The organism is Chryseobacterium formosense, assembly GCF_900116415.1.
GTDB lineage: Bacteria > Bacteroidota > Bacteroidia > Flavobacteriales > Weeksellaceae > Chryseobacterium > Chryseobacterium formosense.
On record NZ_FPAP01000002.1, the window covers coordinates 250,882 to 270,394 of the forward strand.

Annotated in this window: 20 protein-coding genes; 1 reads left to right on the forward strand and 19 read right to left on the reverse strand. The window is 32.6% G+C overall.

The window, feature by feature from the left end:
- Positions 1–110: 110 nt before the first annotated feature.
- The 18 genes from BM371_RS07365 to BM371_RS07445 all read right to left on the reverse strand — a co-directional run bounded on the left by BM371_RS07365 (position 111) and on the right by BM371_RS07445 (position 17,111).
- Complete coding sequence (locus BM371_RS07365) at positions 111–1,031, reverse strand: helix-turn-helix transcriptional regulator (protein ID WP_034677807.1); 921 nt, start codon at positions 1,029–1,031, stop codon at positions 111–113.
- A 30-nt stretch (positions 1,032–1,061) separates the two neighbouring features.
- Positions 1,062–1,316 carry a hypothetical protein gene (locus BM371_RS20920; RefSeq protein ID WP_316931476.1) on the reverse strand — a complete coding sequence of 85 codons (255 nt, stop codon included), beginning with the start codon at positions 1,314–1,316 and terminating at the stop codon, positions 1,062–1,064.
- Positions 1,317–1,639: 323 nt separating this feature from the next.
- Positions 1,640–1,927, reverse strand: coding sequence for a hypothetical protein (locus tag BM371_RS07375; RefSeq protein WP_165571782.1), 288 nt, complete (start codon positions 1,925–1,927; stop codon positions 1,640–1,642).
- Between the two features lie 22 nt (positions 1,928–1,949).
- Positions 1,950–2,495 (reverse strand): hypothetical protein, encoded by a 546-nt coding sequence (locus tag BM371_RS07380; RefSeq protein WP_034677810.1) that lies wholly within the window; start codon positions 2,493–2,495, stop codon positions 1,950–1,952.
- Between the two features lie 290 nt (positions 2,496–2,785).
- Positions 2,786–3,070 (reverse strand): hypothetical protein, encoded by a 285-nt coding sequence (locus tag BM371_RS07385; protein WP_131430974.1) that lies wholly within the window; start codon positions 3,068–3,070, stop codon positions 2,786–2,788.
- A gap of 24 nt (positions 3,071–3,094) precedes the next feature.
- Positions 3,095–3,388, reverse strand: a complete 294-nt coding sequence (locus tag BM371_RS07390; RefSeq protein ID WP_034677812.1) for a hypothetical protein — start codon at positions 3,386–3,388, stop codon at positions 3,095–3,097.
- Positions 3,389–3,615: 227 nt separating this feature from the next.
- On the reverse strand, positions 3,616–4,182 hold the full coding sequence (locus BM371_RS07395) for an REP-associated tyrosine transposase (protein WP_034677813.1): 567 nt from the start codon (positions 4,180–4,182) through the stop codon (positions 3,616–3,618).
- 231 nt (positions 4,183–4,413) lie between these two features.
- The gene (locus BM371_RS07400; RefSeq protein WP_165571783.1) at positions 4,414–5,454 is read right to left on the reverse strand and encodes a DUF2931 family protein; all 1,041 of its coding nucleotides are present in this window, start codon (positions 5,452–5,454) and stop codon (positions 4,414–4,416) included.
- Positions 5,378–5,782 (reverse strand): hypothetical protein, encoded by a 405-nt coding sequence (locus BM371_RS07405; protein WP_034677815.1) that lies wholly within the window; start codon positions 5,780–5,782, stop codon positions 5,378–5,380. Before BM371_RS07405 ends, BM371_RS07400 begins: the two co-directional genes overlap by 77 nt.
- 45 nt (positions 5,783–5,827) lie before the next feature.
- Positions 5,828–6,505, reverse strand: coding sequence for a hypothetical protein (locus BM371_RS07410; RefSeq protein ID WP_034677816.1), 678 nt, complete (start codon positions 6,503–6,505; stop codon positions 5,828–5,830).
- A 274-nt stretch (positions 6,506–6,779) separates the two neighbouring features.
- On the reverse strand, positions 6,780–6,941 hold the full coding sequence (locus BM371_RS20515) for a hypothetical protein (RefSeq protein ID WP_177225346.1): 162 nt from the start codon (positions 6,939–6,941) through the stop codon (positions 6,780–6,782).
- Between the two features lie 110 nt (positions 6,942–7,051).
- Positions 7,052–7,492 carry a hypothetical protein gene (locus tag BM371_RS07415; RefSeq protein ID WP_034677817.1) on the reverse strand — a complete coding sequence of 147 codons (441 nt, stop codon included), beginning with the start codon at positions 7,490–7,492 and terminating at the stop codon, positions 7,052–7,054.
- A 1-nt stretch (position 7,493) separates the two neighbouring features.
- Positions 7,494–8,795 carry a hypothetical protein gene (locus BM371_RS07420; protein ID WP_034677818.1) on the reverse strand — a complete coding sequence of 434 codons (1,302 nt, stop codon included), beginning with the start codon at positions 8,793–8,795 and terminating at the stop codon, positions 7,494–7,496.
- A gap of 11 nt (positions 8,796–8,806) precedes the next feature.
- Complete coding sequence (locus tag BM371_RS20690) at positions 8,807–12,595, reverse strand: hypothetical protein (protein WP_228376778.1); 3,789 nt, start codon at positions 12,593–12,595, stop codon at positions 8,807–8,809.
- Between the two features lie 408 nt (positions 12,596–13,003).
- Positions 13,004–14,875 (reverse strand): pyocin knob domain-containing protein, encoded by a 1,872-nt coding sequence (locus BM371_RS07430; RefSeq protein ID WP_034677819.1) that lies wholly within the window; start codon positions 14,873–14,875, stop codon positions 13,004–13,006.
- A gap of 178 nt (positions 14,876–15,053) precedes the next feature.
- Positions 15,054–15,227, reverse strand: coding sequence for a hypothetical protein (locus tag BM371_RS20520; protein ID WP_165571784.1), 174 nt, complete (start codon positions 15,225–15,227; stop codon positions 15,054–15,056).
- A gap of 260 nt (positions 15,228–15,487) precedes the next feature.
- Complete coding sequence (locus tag BM371_RS07440) at positions 15,488–16,525, reverse strand: patatin-like phospholipase family protein (protein ID WP_034677821.1); 1,038 nt, start codon at positions 16,523–16,525, stop codon at positions 15,488–15,490.
- 79 nt (positions 16,526–16,604) lie between these two features.
- Positions 16,605–17,111 carry a M15 family metallopeptidase gene (locus tag BM371_RS07445; RefSeq protein ID WP_034677822.1) on the reverse strand — a complete coding sequence of 169 codons (507 nt, stop codon included), beginning with the start codon at positions 17,109–17,111 and terminating at the stop codon, positions 16,605–16,607.
- 267 nt (positions 17,112–17,378) lie between these two features.
- On the opposite strand from BM371_RS07445, the gene BM371_RS07450 reads away from it, so the two are divergent.
- A complete protein-coding gene (locus BM371_RS07450) occupies positions 17,379–18,656 on the forward strand; it encodes a Y-family DNA polymerase (RefSeq protein ID WP_034677823.1) in 1,278 nt (425 codons plus the stop codon).
- A 51-nt stretch (positions 18,657–18,707) separates the two neighbouring features.
- Here BM371_RS07450 and BM371_RS07455 read toward each other — a convergent pair whose 3' ends face one another.
- Complete coding sequence (locus BM371_RS07455; protein ID WP_034677824.1) at positions 18,708–19,322, reverse strand: YdeI/OmpD-associated family protein; 615 nt, start codon at positions 19,320–19,322, stop codon at positions 18,708–18,710.
- Positions 19,323–19,513: the final 191 nt, after the last annotated feature.

Below are 19,513 nucleotides of genomic sequence, written 5' to 3' on the forward strand. Positions count from 1 at the left end.
GTTGGGAAAAACAAAATGTCGAGACAAAAATCAAAAACAGGTATAAAGCTTTCAACGGATTCTAATTATATGTAAATGTAATCAAAAAAGATGCAAAAACAGATTTGATTTTACGATTCAAAATAATTATTCAGTGATTCCTGCAAATGTTTTTTAATGTCTTCAACTAAATTTATCGGTTCTAAGACTCTTACTTCTTTCCCATACGATAAAATTTCCTGCATAAAATCGTACGTAGGATGCAGGAAAAATTCAAAATAAATCTCTTCAGGTGTTTCTTTTGTTTCTGTTTGTGACTGGTGCAAAGGAAAACTTCTGATGTATTCGCCCTGATGACGGCTACATTTCAAGACGATTTTCTGTGGGTTTTGTTCGGTAAGATTCATCACTCCGAAAGCATTTTTGAAATGCTCCCTGAAATTGTATTTGTACTTTTCTCTGAATTTCTGAGGCGTCACATCCAGATAATTAATCCGGTCTAAACCGAAAGATTTCAGTGCTTTGTCTTTGGTGTCAATCGCAATAAGATACCATCGGTCTTTGGATTCTTTCAAGGCTAAAGGATGAACTTTTCGGGAAGTCATCAGTTTGTTTTTGTAGTTGTAATGTTCAAACAAAACAATTCTTTTATTGCGGATGGCAAAGAACAAATCATAAAAATTTTCTGCTCCGCTTGGTTTTCGGCTTTCAAAAAAGATGTAATTGGCGAAATCGGGATGATTGTTTAAGGCATTGCTTACCTGGAAAGACTCCAGCAATTTCTGATTGTACTCATCCACTTCCATCATCGGGCGGCTTTCGATATAATAACGGTTGTCACCCTTTTTCTTGTTGTGAATGGAAAGATTAAAAAGATTGGAAATCTCACGAATATCTCTCTGTAAAGTTCGAATAGAGTAGCTTTTGATATCTGCATCCTGAAACTCAAAAGAGTTCAGAAGATAATCTTCCAGCTGGGAATAGGTAGCCGGAGCGCTCTCTAATTTTTTGATGATTAGTGCATATCTCGTAAGGTAAAAATCTTTTTTCATGCCTGAATTTTATAAAACAAATATAGGAGCTTACTGCGACAAATGATGTCGTGTTTTGTTTTTGTGGATAAGTTTTACGCTAAAATATTCTTCAAGATGATGGGGAAGTTTTTGAGAACTATATTTGGTGTATATTTCCATACCTTTATTCTTTTGGCAAAATCTTAAACTCTCTAAAAGAATTTCTTTGTAATCATTTCGGGTAAATACATCAAGCCAGCCCACTACGGCAAAACTTATGAAGTATAAACCTTCAGGATTATGAAATTTGTAATTTCTGCTCATCATTGTATGTTTTTATAAAGGTAAAAAATAATATAATCTGAGTAGTTGGAATTTAAAATAAAAAGCCACACGATGGAATCGTGCGGCAGCGGGGGATTAATAAAATTTTGAGTTGCTACTTCACTCGCAGAAAAAAACATTTTTCCTTTGTAGATTAAGCCAATCTTTTTCTCTGCATTCTCTACAAAGAGTTCTCAAAATCAGAAGATTATTCGGTAAGATTTTATAGTGTTTGAATAGTTTTTTTCTTTAAAAGTTCAATATAAAAAGCACAGATTCAAAATCTGTGCTTTGAAGTTTACTGTTAACTATTAAGAGTTCTATTAATTAGGATCCCAAACACCATATGATGCAGGTTTCCAAGTGCCATCCTCATATCCTTTAATATAGTAATCAACATCCATAGCAGTGCCAAACGGAATAACAATACCTGTATCATTTCTAACAAGAAAAGGTCCGTTTCCTGCTAATCGATGTTTCTTGTAATCCTTAGCTCCATAAAAATAAATTCTTCCATAAGATTTATCAATTATAACATCGTTGGGAATAATTAACTCTACGTTTATATTTTCAGATATCTTTTTTACATATCTTTCTGCGATTTTATCCATTTTTTCATTATTTAACATAATCTTATTTTACTTTTAGATATTCAAAATATTTATAATCTCCTGTCTTGGCTAATACTCCAAACTGTCCATCAGGCAGAATCAACCTGTTATTTTTCTTAACAATATTAAAAACATGACCTATAATAGTTTTAGAGCTGGTATTGTAGGGATAGATAACTCCTATTTCTCCATCTTGCATTCCATTTGTTCCTTTTAGGTCTCCTATTTCAGTTATTTCAGTAAATTTACTGCCATAAATTTCTTCTAACAACTCGACTTCTTGTCCTTCAGAGTGTAAAGCACTTGATATCTTACCAGTTTTCAAGTATTCTACAACTTTTTTTACCACATTTACACAGTTAGTATTAGAAATCATTACAACTTTTCCATTTACCACATGATGATTAAAGTATGGTAGTACTTCATAAATATAATCCAGTGCATTTTCAGCGGTAATTTTACCTTCAATTATTGCTTCCTGAAGAGCTTTCCATCCTGCTTCAAACTCCTCTGCTGTCATACTAATACGTGAAGGAAGATTTTCTGCCATTCCTGCAAGACGGCTCATCTCATCTTCCAGCTTTGCAATATTACCTCCAGCTTTTTTGTAAAGATAATCTAAAAATTTACCCGTCCTACTAGCTGAATTTGCATGAAAGAATTTTTTCCCTTTATAGAGTACAGCTATTTCTTTATCTGCATTCTCTATAAAAAGAATATTTAATTTTTCAAAATCAGAAGAATTGTTGGTAATATGCTTATAATGGTTATTAGACTCTTTTCTCTAAAAGTTCAATATAAAAAGCACAGAGTGAAAATCCGTGCTTTGAAGTTTACTGTTAACTATTAAGAGTTCGATTAATTAGGATCCCAAACACCATTAGAACTTGGTTCCCATGTACCATCCTCATAACCTTGTATATAGTATTCTATATCATCTGATGTTCCAAATTGAATTACTGTTCCTACATCATTTTTTACAAGAAAAGGACCATTACCTGCTAAACGATGCTTCGTAGAATCTTTGGCAACATAATCATAAATATTTCCATAACTCTTCTTAATAAAATCATTAGGAATTTCAAGTTCAATATTTATCTCCTGACCTATTTCGTTGATGTACTTATTTGCTATGTCTAGCATTTTATTATCTGTTAACATATCTATTTATTTTATTTTTAAATATTCTATAAATTCAGCTTTTTCAAAAGTTTGCATTATTCCTTTTTGACCATTAAGAAGAATGAGTCTGTTATTTATTTTAATAACAATGAAAACGTGCCCATGCTTAAATCCTTGTTTATAAATATACATTATTCCAATTTCACCTTCGGGTATATCAATAGTTCGAATATCTTGAATTTTAACAGGCGAAGAAAATTTACCTCCAAATATTTCCTCTAAAACTTTAACATCTTGTCCTCTTGAATGTAATGCTTGAGATATTTTACCTGTTTCCAAATATTCTATTACTTTTGAACTACATTCACGCAATTCGAATCAGAAATCATTTTAAGTTCATTGTTTACTATATGGTGATTAAAATATGGCAGTACATCATATATATAATCCAATGCATTCTCAGCTGTAATTTTACCTTCTTGTATTGCTTCTTGAAGAGCTTTCCATCCTGCTTCAAATTCCTCGACCCCCGCTGCCGCACGAATCCTTTCGTGTTGTCAGTCATCTTAGAAATCAAACATTCTAAAAACCACAACGTCATCCAAAAGTCCTTTTTCATCGGAATAATCTAAAGCACTGCTATATCTGTAATCTTCTGCACGAAAAACCAAGCCCGCTTCTACAGGGTTTTGATGGACATAATTAATCTTTTGGTTGATTACATGATTGCTCCACAACTCAATAGGTTTATTGTCATGTCTCCAAAATTGATATTGGTTTACATTCGAACTTTTTGAGCCTTCTTTGAGAAAGAAGTTTAAAAGAAATTCTTTTCTGCTTTCTCTAGGATTTTCTTTAATAGCCTTAACAATTGCCTTGCTTGTAAATCTTTTGAAATCACCGATCATAAGTTCTGATTTCTGACCATTGATACTTCGAAAAATCAAGTGTACATGGCTTGACATGATACACCATGCATGAATTTCCATACCTTTATTCTTTTGGCAAAATCTTAAACTTTCTAAAAGAATTTCTTTGTACTCATTTCTGATAAATACATCCAGCCAACCGACGACGGCAAAACTTATGAAATATAATCCTTCAGGATTATGGAATTTGTAATTTCTGCTCATCTTTATGTTTTTATTAAAGATAAAACTTTTGAGAGAGTTTGTAAAATAAAAAGCCACACGATGCAATCGTGCGGCAGCGGGGGCGATATAATCGAGCGGTAGCAGGGGGTAACGGAGGCTTTCATATCTAAAATATTTAAAACTAAGCGTTTCTATATAAAAAGGCTCAGATTATAAAATCCAAGCCTTATATTTTAATTTACACACTTCGTGGGATAGTGTCTGAAAAACTTATAGTATGAAGTATTCTACTTCTGTAGCATAATCAAAATCAACATCTTTACTTTCTTTTCGTGTAGGTTGTTTATTCTTGAATCTTACTATTTTTTCTTTTACATTGTTCGAAATCAGATATATTATTGCATGTTCATCATCATTTTCTATTTCCAACAATAATTTTATTTCTTTTAATTTTTTTTGCTCAATATACTTTTTAAAATTTCTAGGCATAGGTACTTTACAATTATAAGAATTTCCTAATTTGCTTAACCACGCGATTTGCTCAAATTGAACTGGAAGTTTTTGATGTACTTTTATTTCTCCTTTACCTTGCTGTCCTTGATAATATGAACCATCAGAAGAAATATAACTAAATACTACTTTATTATATTTTTTTTTATTAAAATCAAAATACATATCATATTCCTTTTCATTATTTGCCCATGCTTCGTAAGGAATCCCGTGGTTTTGCCAGTAGATGTAGTATTTTCCCCAGTTCTCAAAATTCTTTACTTTATAGCGTTCATCAGCAGTATCATCGTAGCTTCCTTTTAGCTTTGCCTTTATCACTTCTATATTTACTAAATCATTAGCTTTTCTGTCTATGGTTTGAAACCAAACCCGTATCCAGCCTCCAGGTGCCATACCGACCACCAAATGTCCCGAGTTATCTTCGTCATCCAGATTATATTCATTAAACAAATCTCTTATCTTTTCTTGTGGGAGCAGGACTTTTCCTTCATAAGTATAATTCTCCGCTCCGCTAGCATAATGAATAAGTACTTCCTTTGGGACACTTTTCCATTTCTCTCCTACAACACTTCCATAAGTTTGTCCCCAACCTGGATCAAGGCTTGTAAGGCTTCCATTTCCAGCATTTTCAAAACCCACTCTAACATCTGCTACAGGATAGTACTTGGGAGCCGAAATACCCGCCTCCCATCTGTATTTTTTTTTGTTGCAAGATTGTAATAGGCTAAGACTTATCATAAGCAGCCAAAACAGGTGTGTAGTATTCTCTTTTGTAAGGTGGATTTTTAAATTCTTTTTCATCAGTAAAGTGGGGTACGTTGGCATAAACAAAATTATAATGATCTAATGCATCTGCTAAAGGTGCATTGAAATTCGCTGATAAATGTATAAAATTCCTCATAAGATAGCTGTTCATTTCTGATGAAATATTATAATGACTTTGTTCATCAATAAGGTTAGGATATGTTATTAATTTGCCATCTTTGTTTACCCAGCCATGCTCTGCCATTTTTTTAAGCAGTTCATAATATGTTTTCAGATCCTTTTGCTTTCCATCGCCTACAGGATAAATATATTCTTCGGGATATTTTATATTTAAACTAGGGTTATCTGGTTCTAAAAAAGCCACACGATACAATCGTGCGGCAGCGGAGAGGAGAGTAACAGCTTCTATTTAATTTTCTAATGACCAAATCGAGTTAAAATTATCATTCTTATTGTAAAAAACTTCTATATAAAATAATTTTGGTGTTGCATGTATTATTGCCGGATATTTATTGTTAATTAAAAAAACATCATCTGTTGTAGGCGTTTTATAGTTGAATTTATTTCTAAGCAAGTTTTCATACGAGCCCGTTGAACTGTAATTAATTTTCAAAGAATCAAGAATTTTCTTTACTTTATTAAGTTTTATAACTTGCACATTTTCTTTTAAAAAATTATCAATAATATATAGCCTCGATATTAATGAATCATTTCGAAATTGATAGTAAATAAACTCATTTTTAAGCTCTTGGTCAAAATATTTTAATACTTCTGAATTTTTAGATGAATAACTTTTTAACCTACCTAAAGGGTAATCTTTTCTGCCCTTTAAAATATAATCAGGTTTGACATTAGAGAAAAAAATAGTTTTATCCCCATTTTTATCATTACCAATTTTATCATATTCATATAGTTCTAATTGTCTGATTTGGTCAATTGATTTAAGATCAGAATCAATAATAGGGTGTACTTCTTTTTCGCATGAACTTAAAAACACAATTACAAGTAAAAGCAAGAATTTTTTCATTTTATGTAAGGTTTTTTCTGTAATATCATTTTGTAATATAATAGTTAAAATTTCTTCCATTATAAAGTCAGTATCCCCGCTATCGCACGAATCCTTTCGTGTGGTCAGTCATATCAGAATCCTAACATTCTAAAAACAATAACGTCATCTTGTTTTACATTGGAAATTTTTGCAGCTTCTCTTAGAAAAAATCTAATAAAAATTCTTTTTTGCTTTCTTTAATAGCTTTTATAATTGCTTTGCTTGTAAATCTCTTTAAATCACCGATCAAAAGTTCTGGTTTCTGACCATTGATACTTCGAAAAACCAAGTGTACATGGCTTGACATGATACACTATGCGTGAATTTCCATACCTTTATTCTTTTGGCAAAATCTTAAACTCTCTAAAAGAATTTCTTTGTATTCATTTCGGATAAATACATCTAACCAACCTACAACGGCAAAACTTATGAAATATAAACCTTCAGGATTATGAAATTTGTAATTTCTGCTCATCATTGTATGTTTTTATAAAGGTAAAAAATAATATAATCTGAGTAGTTGGAATTTAAAATAAAAAGCCACACGATGGAATCGTGCGGCAGCGGGGGGAGATGCTTCCCATTTTAATCTAAAATAATTAAACTTCTTGCAGATTGTTTTTTGCCATCTATAGTTAATTCTTTTAAGTCACATATAATTCCTTGTTTCTTATTTATAATTAGTGTGTCTACATCAAAATCATATATTTTAATAGTTTTGCTATTATCTTTTATAAAAAGAGTATCTTTTATAGATTTATTAAATAACATTTCTATAGATAATATAAATCCTTTGCCATAAGATTTTTTCTCATATTCTATTTTTTTTCCGGCAAAAATAACATCAGTTTTTTCTTTATTTAAACTAAATGTTGCAAAGTCTTTCGTGATATATATTCCCTTCAATCTACAATCACAAATGATTTTTTCATGTTTATTTTCTTGATTTCTATAGGCAATATAAATATAGCAACTAATTATTGCTAAAATTATAATTACTAAAATTATTATAAACTTTCTTTTCATATTATTTAACTTTTATATAACCGTAATAATTCTTAATAAAGTGACTTCGAGAAATAGGAGATTTAAGAAATCCTTTATTAGGATTTTTCCTGTCATTTCCATTTTTATCTTTAACAGTGTCCCTTCTGTCAAAAGGATTAGTTCCATATGAATAAGCAAAAAAATCAACCAAATATTCTAATTGACCATTTTGATTTAATATTTCAAATTCTCCATTAATTTCACTCTCTAATACTATCCAATGATAATCAAAACCTTGAAAGTCAATATCGTCATTAATTAAATCAGAATCTACCATTAACATTAAACGATAACCATCTTTAATTTGTTTATTAACATCATGAATAATATTTGTGATTTCACTTTGATTGTGATTTAATCTTTTAATATATCTCTCAGACCCATTTTCTCCTACATCTTGATATCCTAAAAACTTTTCTGAAAGAGCTATCATTGTTTTAGGCCAATTAATTGCTTGAACATCTTCATCTCCTCCTTTATAGGAAGGATTATCGGTATTTCTTATTCCAGCTAAAGTAATATAGTCCACGATAGACATATTTGTTTTTTCTGGAAATCCGTCTTTGTCAATTTTTTTTTCTAATAATTCTTTGCTTGGTTTTATAGTATAATTATTATATGTAGCTTCTCCTTTTCTAAAAAGGTCTCTACAAATTTTTTTATAATCCACATAATTCTCCTTAGCTAAAAGATAAAATAAGCATGCCATACCACACAAGGAAGTTCCTCTCTGATCTATTTTCCATGCTTCTATTCTATTTCCTAAATCTGTTTCGAAAAAGATTTGATCAAACCATCTAAACCTATTGTGTTTCCAAATTTTTAAAAAAGCATTATTGTTTTTATCTTTAATGTAAGCACGAATATACAAAAATCTTCCACAAGATTCTAAATTTCCCATATTTACGGTTATTCGTTCTCCTCTGGCTTGAATTGGTAAACTTATTATTTCTCCTGTATCAAAATCATTATAAGTAATTTCCCATTTAATAGATGTTAATTCCGTTGTTCTTTTCCCAATATATTCTTCAACTTCAAAGGTGTAATTTTTGCCATTAATCATCCCTTTTTGAGTATTTATTTTTTTTCCATCATTTGCGCTTCCATCTTCTAAAGCAGTTACAAGCTTTATCTTTTTTATTTCATAAATTTCATTAACATCTTTTCCTATATTATTTAACTCCAATGTTTTTATTTTAGAAATTCCTAACTTTTTTATTATACTCATTTTATAAATTTTTAAAGTTAAAATAGAAATGGTGGCAGTAAACCACCATTTCATAAAAATTAATTTTATCCAAGTGTTGTTTTATCATCACCCGTTCCTTCTAATCTGATATCATCCAAACTAAAAGAAGTCTCACCTTCCAATTCCTTCGGATTTTCACAATTCTCAGGATGTTCCTCAACAAAAATTGGTAAAGGCTGGTCAGGATCTACTTTTAGTCCTACAGATTCTGCCTGTAAAATTGTCAAAGTAGTTGGAATTCTCGAAATCCAGAATTTACCTTGAGGCTCTCCCGCTGGCTGTCTCATTTCATCCACGATAGACATATACATCGGATCTCCGATGACAGGAACTTCACCGCCATTCCATATTCTTCCGGTGGTCATAAAGAACTGAACAGCATCTTCGAAACCGGGTTTTACGGTAACAATTACTCTTGCCATACCTGCCTGTAAGAAGTTTCTGAATAACGGATCTGTACTTTGCGAAAGATACATTTCCTGCCATTTTTTCCTGTCACCCCAATAGTACGGATAGAATGTGTAATCCATAATTTCCCATTCAAAAGCCTGCTCCATAAACTTTGCCAGCGCAGCATACTGCTCAAGATTTTCCCCTAAGATTACTTGAAAGTTACTCATTTGATCACCATCTGTGTAAGATTGTCCCAATGTATTTAAATAATCCTGCAATAAATAAGCGATACAGTTGTGTTTCAGAATAACAGATTCCATCTCACGGTAAAAATTACCAAGCATTTCTTCATTATTTGTCTTTTCCTCTTTCGCTTTTTCTTCGGCTTCTTTCTGCTTCACCAAGAAATCGGCATAAGCTGTTTCATAGGCTTTAATAATGTTGTCGAAGTTTTCCTGCTTCCACGCAGCCATAAAAGCATCCGATAGTGTACATTTAATTTTTACGACGAACGACATTTCAGTTGTTCCATTACTACCGGCGTACTGCATTGCATAGTTTCCAACCACATTAATTCCTGTAATTGTCTGATTGCTTCGCAGCCAGCCTTCTCTGTTGTGGTTTTCGAAAGTTAAAAAGCCTCCTTTTAAATTATCTATGGTAAGCTGAGAAGAATTCTTCTTGAATCTATTATAAAATGCATAGGTAATATAAGCTTCGTAACCTTTGTAATTAGTAGGGATCGTAAGGTTTAAAGTTCTTGGGGCTGCACTATTATCGAGATTCTGCTGTCCGGTTTCCGCAGTATAAATGATACTGGATTCAGGCAATTGGGTTATGGTTACCCCATAATAATCTGCCCAGTATTTTATTTGCTGTTCGGTTGCCGATTTAGAATCGGTCATTTTCCAGATCCCTTCTGCTTTTCTAGGGTCAATAGGTTCTTTGATATTTTCTTTGGTTACAAAAGTCGCCAATTTGTGAAGTCTTGCCGGTTCCGGAATCATAAATTCAAACATGGTACGTTTACCATAATTGTAGATTTGATTCTTCATCTTTTTATCTACCCATCTGTAAACTCCGGTAATGTGTTTTGGTTGTGCAGCATCAGGATTGTTGGTATCCGTTACCTTTCCGCGGTTATCAAATTCATGAACATTGGTTTCGGTATATTCTTTAATGATTTTCTGAACACGTTCTTTATTGATTTTGGTAAGAACTCTTTCCATTGCACGCTCGGTAATTTCCTGAGATTTGGCAACGGCTTGTCTTGTGCTGTCATGCTGAGCCGTATTGTTCGCGTAACCACCTCCAATGTCAAATTTATATACACCAGTATTGTAGCTGAAATTTGTACTTGCAGTAATGCTCTGTTGTTTATCAATTTCTTTGGCAACTTCAGTCTGCATTTCATTTCTTTCGGCCTTTGTAGTATCGGAAATCTTTTCGGTTTCGATAGACTCTGAAGTTGTATCGGTAATTTCGGAATAATCCCTTGAGACTGACGACTTGTGACGCAATTCACTAGCCATAACGTTTTCGATATTGGAAACTTCTCCGGGAACATAGGCATGAATACTCTGCTCTACCTTTAAATAATCCGCAATTCCTAATCTTTTCACACCAAAATGTTTTGGAATAAAAGTTCCCGGTTTTGGAGTGGTTCCCGGCTCGGAAGGATTTTCGATTTCCTGTTTTACTCTTTCGGTATAGAGAATTCCGGTGTAAGGCTGTCCCATCGTTACGCCTAAAAATTCAAGATTGGCTTCTTCTCCATTATTAAAGAATATTTTAATTTTTAAGTTTCTGATGACTTTCCCAAACTTGTTGAGTAACATCAAAGGGAAAGTTACTTTGCCTCCGGAAACAGTGATGTTTGAATATGTTTCTTGATGAGAACCGTAGTCTGTAATGGCGTCGATTTTTGCAGAAGCTGTGCCCCAAGAATTACTTTCGGCCTGATAATAGAATGTTACATAAGAATTAGAAGCAGCCTGCTGATTAGCCTGAAGATAATAGGTTCTTGAGATTGTATTTGACGACGTACTGAAATCATTTACGGGAATTAGCGCTCCGCCTAAATTGGCATATACTTTTTCATTAAGAGGTGTTTTTTCAAACAAAATTTTTGTTTGCGCGCTTAGTCTTTCTGTTAATTCTTCAAATACTTCCGAATACGTATCATACTCCTTATCCATAGAAACAATAGCTTCTCCTACCTGTAACTGCCTGTCGGAAATCACACCGATCGATGAAAAGTCTAATTCTTTTCCATCTGCATCTGTGAAATGATTAACAAACATTTTTAAAGATTCTGTCGATAGCTTAGCTTTAAAGTCTTCAAAATTCAGCTCATCTCTGTATTCAAAAGTAAAAGGGGGTACTTGTAATTCTTCCAGAGCTGCAAATAAAGCACGGATTTCCTCTTCAGACATTTCTTCAGTAATCCTGGCCTCGATTTCCGCATATTTTCGGTTGTATTCATCAATTTCAGACTGATAAAGATCCAGGTAATCTTTATAGGCAGTATCATAAGCTTTGTCTTTCATCTTATAATACCACTTTTGAACTTTCTCAAGCTCTGCTTTTAGTTTTTCTAAGCCTTGTTTTTCTAAATCTGCAGCCGATAATTCGGATATTTTTTCTCCTTCTGCTTTCAGTTGTTCCTGAACAGCCATTGGAAGTTGTTCGGCATTGATGGGATCTTCAAGACCAACTGCTGATCTACCTACTGTAAAAGCTCTGTTGGTAATAATTGTTGACCCTGAATTATCTGTTCCGTCACCGAAAAATCTTAACGGAAGAACTACTTTTGCTTCCAATGATTTGGCAATTAAATCTTCCCCATTGATTTTTTTAAGTTCATCCGTTGCCTGTAACTGACAAACATAACCAAAGTGAATTGCTTTTAAAATATAAATAATTGCTTCTTTTACGTAGAAATCGCTCTGCATGACGGTTTGGAACATCAGATTATCCCATAAAGCTTTATAATGTTCCGGTGAAGTAGCGTCATATAAACTAACAGCATTGTTTTTATCCTGGTCAGTAAGTTCATGTTTTTTAGCAATCTTTCTTCCTAATTTTAGGGATTCTGCAAAAACACCAGATTCAATCTGTGCTTCATTGGCAAATCCGGTTGGAATAAATTCTTTTGCCGCACGTTCCATTGCCTGGAATTTTGCTATTGCAGAATCTGTTTCAGAAACCTGACTGTCAAAAGCGCTGTCTAAATCTTTTGGTCTATGGATAAATCCTAAATTATCAACTTTAGTTTCTGTAAGTTGAGGGTTTCTTAAGCTTACAAATCTGAAAAGTGTTTGTGATGCGTTGTTATTTGTGTTCATATTATTTGTTGATTTATAATTAATAATTCCTTCTCCAATCAAGGATTCTGCAACAGTAAAAGGAACTGCTTTTGCTGAAGTATTTGTTGACATAATAGTCTAGGGTTAAAATTTTTATATAATTATTTGTTTTTAGTGCAGTATGTTAGTTGTAATGAGGAGTAAAGTGAAGTAGTAGGCAAAACGTATGATTAGCGCTATTACTTAAATCAAGAATGTTTCTATCAATTGATGAGAAACGTAGAGTCAAAACTCTCGTTTTGAGTAAATAATACTTGACAGGAAGTATAAATCCTGTATCACAAATATTCCTTACAACAATAGAAGCTTGAGAAATATCTAGATAATTAAAAGCCTTATTAATACTATCTATATAAGTACTATCATTAACAGGTTTAAGACACTTAATAATAGTATCTATACCTTTAATTTTTAATACAAGTGGTTTCGTATTAAAGTTTATAAGCTACTCAATTAAGAGTGGCTTGATTTATATATTTATTAAGAAATATTTGGTATTGGATGAACACCTGAATTAATTTGATTTATCAAATTATTAATTTTATCAACAACAAATTTTCTTTGTACAAAATCAAGGTTACTCATAGTATTTGAAAAATCAGTATTTGAAGTAATACCTTTAGATGTTATTTTTGTTACAACTGGAACATCACCAACCCCATTATCAAAAAAAGCTTCTAAAGATTGTGCTATAGGGTCTAATATTAATGCAGTTTTTCTATAAAATGGTGTTGGTGTACCCTCTGTTAAATCTCTATAACTTGAATATAAATTAATACCTCCGCCACCTTCTAAGTTCACAGATGTGTTATAAGCATAATTAGTTTCTTGTTCAGGACTAAATAAACCAAAAGACATTGCATCAGGAAGTATCTCTATTTTATTGATAGCATCAATCGGATCACCTATACCAAAATTCTTATTTACTCTATGTTCAATTTTAAAATTACGATTAACTTTATCTAAATGAACCTTTGTTTGTTGTCTATCAGCATCCATTCCATCTGATAACATAATACCATTTTCATTTAAAATAATATTTCTATCATAATTTACTTGAATAGGTGTTACTCCATCTGAATCAACCTCATCTTTTGTCTGAGCATATCCAAAATTAATATAAGATTGAGATTGCTCAATAACAGACCTATTATATTGGCCATCGTTAAAACTGATATTAAAATAAACCTGTTCAGGAGCTATAGTGACTAAACTATTTCCATCAGAAGATTCAGCATAACTACCCTTATTTAAAACATTTTGTAAATCTTGCATTACATCTTGGTTCTTCCATTTCAACTCATCTTCTGAAACATAAAAGCAATTTGTTTCTTCCCAAGGAGTTGAACTCCAACCTACATAATGATAAACAAAATCACCATTATTAGTGAATGATCCTATTCCTGAAATAGGAGTACCTGATCCATTTTTATTATTCCAACTAATTCCCTTAACATCTATACCATTATCATTTTGTTTTATAATAATATTAGCGCTATCTTCAATAACTCCACCTCCGGTTAAAGCACCTCCTGATAATGGTAAAAAATTACCTGTTCCTGATTTTTTCCAATCAGACCAACCTAAATTATTATTTTTTGCTCTTGTCCAAATTTCACCGGTAAGCAAATCAATAGCTATTTGAGTTTGTTGATTCTCTTGATGCATTTGAGTTAAAACAGTTCCATTATCAAACGGTCTGTTTAATGTATTAACATTAATTCTTAAAAAACAAGTTCTATCAATAGCATTTAAGTTAGTGGTTGAAGGAGCATCAAGACTCCATAAACCTGTCCCATATAATTGACCTAAGCTCATAGCTTGATCTGTCTCAATAGCATTTGGAATAAATGGTGCTGTATCAAATGTTTTTTCACCTTCTATAAATTGATCTCCTGTCTTCATGACTACATTACTAAAGTCGACAACACTTGATAGTTTATCCCAACCAGCTACACCTGTATTGTCAATATCAGAAACATAAACGTAATTATCTCCACTATCAATAATATTGTAAACATCTCCTTCTGACATACCTGTAATAGCATTAAGAGCTGCTAAGTCTGCAATAGAGCCTTTTATTTTATAGATACCCGCAGCTTCTGTAGGAAGTTTTTCATCTTTGTGCCAATAGGAGTCTTGCCATTCCCAGAAATCTTCCTGTGTAGGTTTGTCACCATTTTCGAATAATTTTTTTAATTCTTCTTTTGATTTCATTTTTATAAATTTGTTTGCTTTTAAGATTAAAATTTCGAAGCCTCTTTTTATTAGAGTAACTTCAGTTTCAGCCTTATTTTTTAAGGTGGTTTCCGGCAAAAGATATCCACCTTTCTTTTTAATAGAGAAAGTCATTTTGTATTTTTTTAACTGTTAGTTTTTAGACGTATTTCTGGCTGTTCAGACTTTTTTTAGAAGTCGAATTCAGAATTTTGTCAGGAAAGATTTATGATTGTTTTGTGTTTTTATTGATACTTCAAAGGTACTCTTGATGAGCGACAGAACTTGACGTGTTTTAATTTTATTGTATATTTTAATTGTAAAAATCCTCTTCTAAAACATCACTTTCAAAATCTTCCCTGAAGAAGTTTTCAATGTCATCAAGATAATTTTCGTAGTCGATTTCGGTGTTTTCAATATCGCTCCAGTTAATGGTGTAGAGATCATCATTGATGATTATATCGGAATTGTGATTGGGTGTTTCCATGTTTTTGTGCTTTAAAAAATTAGTTGTTTTTTGAATATAATTCTTGCTGTTCAGCATAAAGAAATGTTGAATGATAAAGTGTTTAAAAGTTTAAGATTTTGTTTTTTTGTCTTTGTTTATACTACAAAAGTAGGAGAGCGGAGCGACAAAAGTCGACGTGTTTTTTCAGTGTTTAAAAAATCTTTTTAATTAAGTAAACAGCTTACAAATGATGAATATAATTGAATTAGCTTATATTTGTCATTTATAAGTTAAAAAGCTTATATTTTGTTTCTGATCAGCTTTTGTACAATTTGATTTAAAGTTTCTCTGTTGTCGTCAATATAGCTTAATCCTGCCTGAATCAGGTTTTCAATATTGGATCTTCTTACATTATCCATTGCAGGAGAAGCATTTTTCAGAGACGGATTGATACGATAGTAATTTTTTTGGTTTCGTGCTCCCAAAGTCTGAAACATCTGACAAAGCTGATAATCTACTGTTTCTGCATTGGCAGACATCAGAATATCGATAATCGGAGTTACCCAACCTATTTTTCCGGCTTTTTCCAGCTTTTTGAATGAATAACTTTTAGATTCTATTCCGGTCCCGATAGAAACAATGATCATGTCTTTTACCGTGGGATGATTGGCCTTTTGGTGGTTTTTCAGAACTTCAGCAAAAGGAATTTTTCTGGCTTCAGCATAGGCACAAAGTGCCGGATTATTGGCAAACATTCCACCGTCAATTAAACTGAAAATCTGTCCATACATCGATTTGATCTGAACCGGCGTAAAGTAAGTTGGAGCAGCCGAAGTCGCTCTGCAAACATCTTTCACATAAAAATTATCTGTGATTAAGCTGGCTTTCCATGAATTAAATAATTTTGCTCTTCGGTTTTCTATGTCATAACTTGTTATTAAACAGGGTTTTATCAGTTCTTTTAATTCTAAATTACCAAAAAAATCATTCAGGTTTTTTTCTAAAGCTTCCTGAGAGATTTTTTCATTGAAAAGCCCATAAGGATTAATCAGTCTTTCCCAAAAAGAGACCTGAAATATATCACCACCTTTTTCGGAATACAATTCCAAACCTTTCTGAATGGAATATTTTGCTTTTCGGTGTTCGTCGGGACACAAAATAATTGCCGCAATCAATGCTCCCGTGCTGCTTCCTGCAACCAGATCAAAATAATCACCAAGCTTTGCGCCCGGTTTATCATGAATCTGCAGCTGCTCTTCTATGTAGCGTAAAATAATACAAGTTATGATACCTCTTATTCCGCCTCCATCTAAAGAAAGTAGGGTTGTTTTTTTCATTTTTCTACTGTTATTTTGGTAGAGTAAAGATAGGAGCGGGAAGCGACAGAACTTGACGTGTTAAATAAATTATGATAAATTATTTTTCAAATATCACATATCCATCCTTATCCCTTTTCAGCTTAGAAAGCGCTCTCCAACTCGTTTTTACCAACCCCTTTTTAGTCGGAAAATTCTTCTTCTCGAAATGCGGAAGGTCTTTAAATGTTTTCCAGTTTCCACCCCAGTCCCAACCATGTTTTGCGAAAATTTTCACACATTCGTACCAGTCGGCAATTTTGTCGTTGTCCCAATCTTTTGCAGTGTCCCAACTTGCTGTTTTTCCGTCAATAATTAAGCACATATCGACTGCCAAACCGTAATTGTGAATGCTTTGTCCTGCTTTTGCATTGGTTACTTTTTTTCCTGAAGTCACTCTTCCGATGGCGTACAGTTTTTCCTGTTCCTCAAAACTTCGCAATCCCTGGGTAATTCTGATCTTGGCTTTTCCTGTTAATGCTGCATCGCATTCTTTAATAATTTGTTTTACTTCCTCTCTTACAAAAGGATGCAATTTCTCAATTCTTTGTTGGGTTACTTTATCCATAATTTTTAATTTTTTTCTGAAACAAATGTAGAGGTATGTTGCGCCAAAACTTGACGTGTTCAAAAATAAAAATCACCATTTTTAAATTAAAAAATACATTTTTTCAAGATGCTGATTAATACATTAATACGACAAATCTTGACGTATTTAAAGTTATATAACTGGTTGATTTTTAAATTAATAATGTCAATGTTAAAGTTTTTGATTAAACATAATATTCTATTTTAAAGTTATAGATTTGTATTTTAAAACAGCAATTTTTACTCCATGTATGCTTTAGTCGACTGCAATAATTTCTTTGTTTCCTGTGAGCGAACGCTCAATCCGGAACTTGAAAATAAGCCTGTTGTTGTGCTTTCCAACAACGACGGATGTGTTGTGTCGAGAAGCAAGGAAGCCAAAGATTTAGGAATTCCGATGGCAGCTCCGGCGTTTAAATATAAAGAGCTTTTTAAAAAGCATGATGTAAAGTGTTTCTCTGCAAAATTCGAACTGTATAATTTTAAAAGCCAGGAGGTTATCGAAATTTCAAAATCTTATGTTGGAGAAAAGGATTATGAGGTTTACAGTATTGATGAACTTTTTCTGGATCTTACAAGTTTTAAATATGTTGATATTTTTAATTACTGTATTCAATTAAAAGAAGAAATTAAAAATAAGGCCAAGATTCCCGTAAGTATTGGTATTGCTCCAACGAAAACGTTGTGTAAGATTGCAAACAGAATTGTAAAAAAAGATCCTGAAAGATTCAACGGAGTTTTTGCTTTAGATACTCCCGAAAAAATAGAAAAGGCCTTAAAATGGTTAGAAATTGGTGATGTTTGGGGAATCGGGAGAAGGCTTGCCATAAAAATGCATGACAATGGTGTTCACAAAGCATGGGATCTGCTTCAAAAACCGGAAATGTGGGTGCGGAAAGTCATGGGAATTCACGGGGTAAGAATGATCAACGAGCTGAAAGGAATTCGTCAGTTGGAATTAGATTCACCATCACCCAAAAAATCTATTGCGGTGACGAGAAGCTTTATGCAGATGCTTACCAAAAAAGAAGAGGTTCGTGAACGTGTGGAAACTTTCGGAATGTATTGTTCTGAAAGGCTAAGAAAACAAAATACCTGTTGTAAAATGGTTACAGTTTTTGTACAGACCAACCGTTTCCGGAAAGATTTACCAGAATACAGAAATGCTAGAACTCAGATCCTACCCAATCCGACAAACTCCTCAATTCTTATTGGAAGGGTTGTAAACGATTTGTTTGAATCTATTTTTGAAGAAGGTTTTCATTATAAAAAAGCAGGAGTCATTGTCAATGATTTTGTACCTGAAGACCAGAGATTGATTAATTTATTTGAAGAAGATACTCAAAATCAACATTTGCCAGTGATGAGAGCAATGGATGCAATGAATAAAAAGTATGGTAAAGATAAAGTGCGCCTCGGAAGCATGAGTGGAAAAAATACTTGGGGACGGGCTCAATTATCTCCGGAATACGAAGCTTTCCTTAAAAATAATACGCTACCGGAAGCTAATTTCAGATTCCACTAAAAATTTAGTTTAAAATTAAAATTGTTTCAATCTTGTAAACTTCCAGCCCAATCACTTCTTTTTCTCATATTTCCAATTCCTGCCTTTTCCTTCGGAAATCCATTCTATTGCCTGTTCGATTCTTTTATTTCGGGTAGCTTCAGTTTTAGCATCAATAATCCAATTGATGTATTCTTTTCTGAAAGAAGGCGATGATTTTTGAAAAATTTCCAATGCTTTTTTGTTTTGATCTAAAACGTTATGAAAATAATCGGGAACTTCGATTTCAACTTTTGAAGGGGGAGCTTTTTTCATCGTCACTCCCATATCGGTAAGTTCCACAGCTTCGAGAATAATTTTTTTAAGCTGAGGTTTGGATGGCAAATCTTCCAGCCTGGTAATCTTTCCTAAGCTGAACATATTGGTTTTTTCGGCGTCAGTTTCAAGATTTTTTATCGTTGTCATTTCATCATGTAGCCAGAATCCCATGCTGCAATATTGTTTAAACGAAACAGTCGAACAAAGAATTTTTCCTTTGTACATAAACGTCGGGAACTTCCATTTGATCGCTTCTTCCGCATCCGGACAAACCTCATGAACAATTTCCCGGAGATAATTTAAAATCGGTTTCGCAAAATCTGCAGACTTCTCAATATATTCATCCACTAAAGGATTGTATTTTTCCATGTTTTTACTTTAAATGAAGTTTAAACATTATGATTTTTAGTTTGTAAGGCTTTTTTAAGATTCAGATCAATCTAAATTCAGACCTACTTAATAAATTTCTTTAGAAATCCTTAAATCATCTTAAATCTTAATTAAACTTAATGGTTCAAAAAATATTCTCAAACTCAACCTTAGCCTAAACCTTAGCCTTT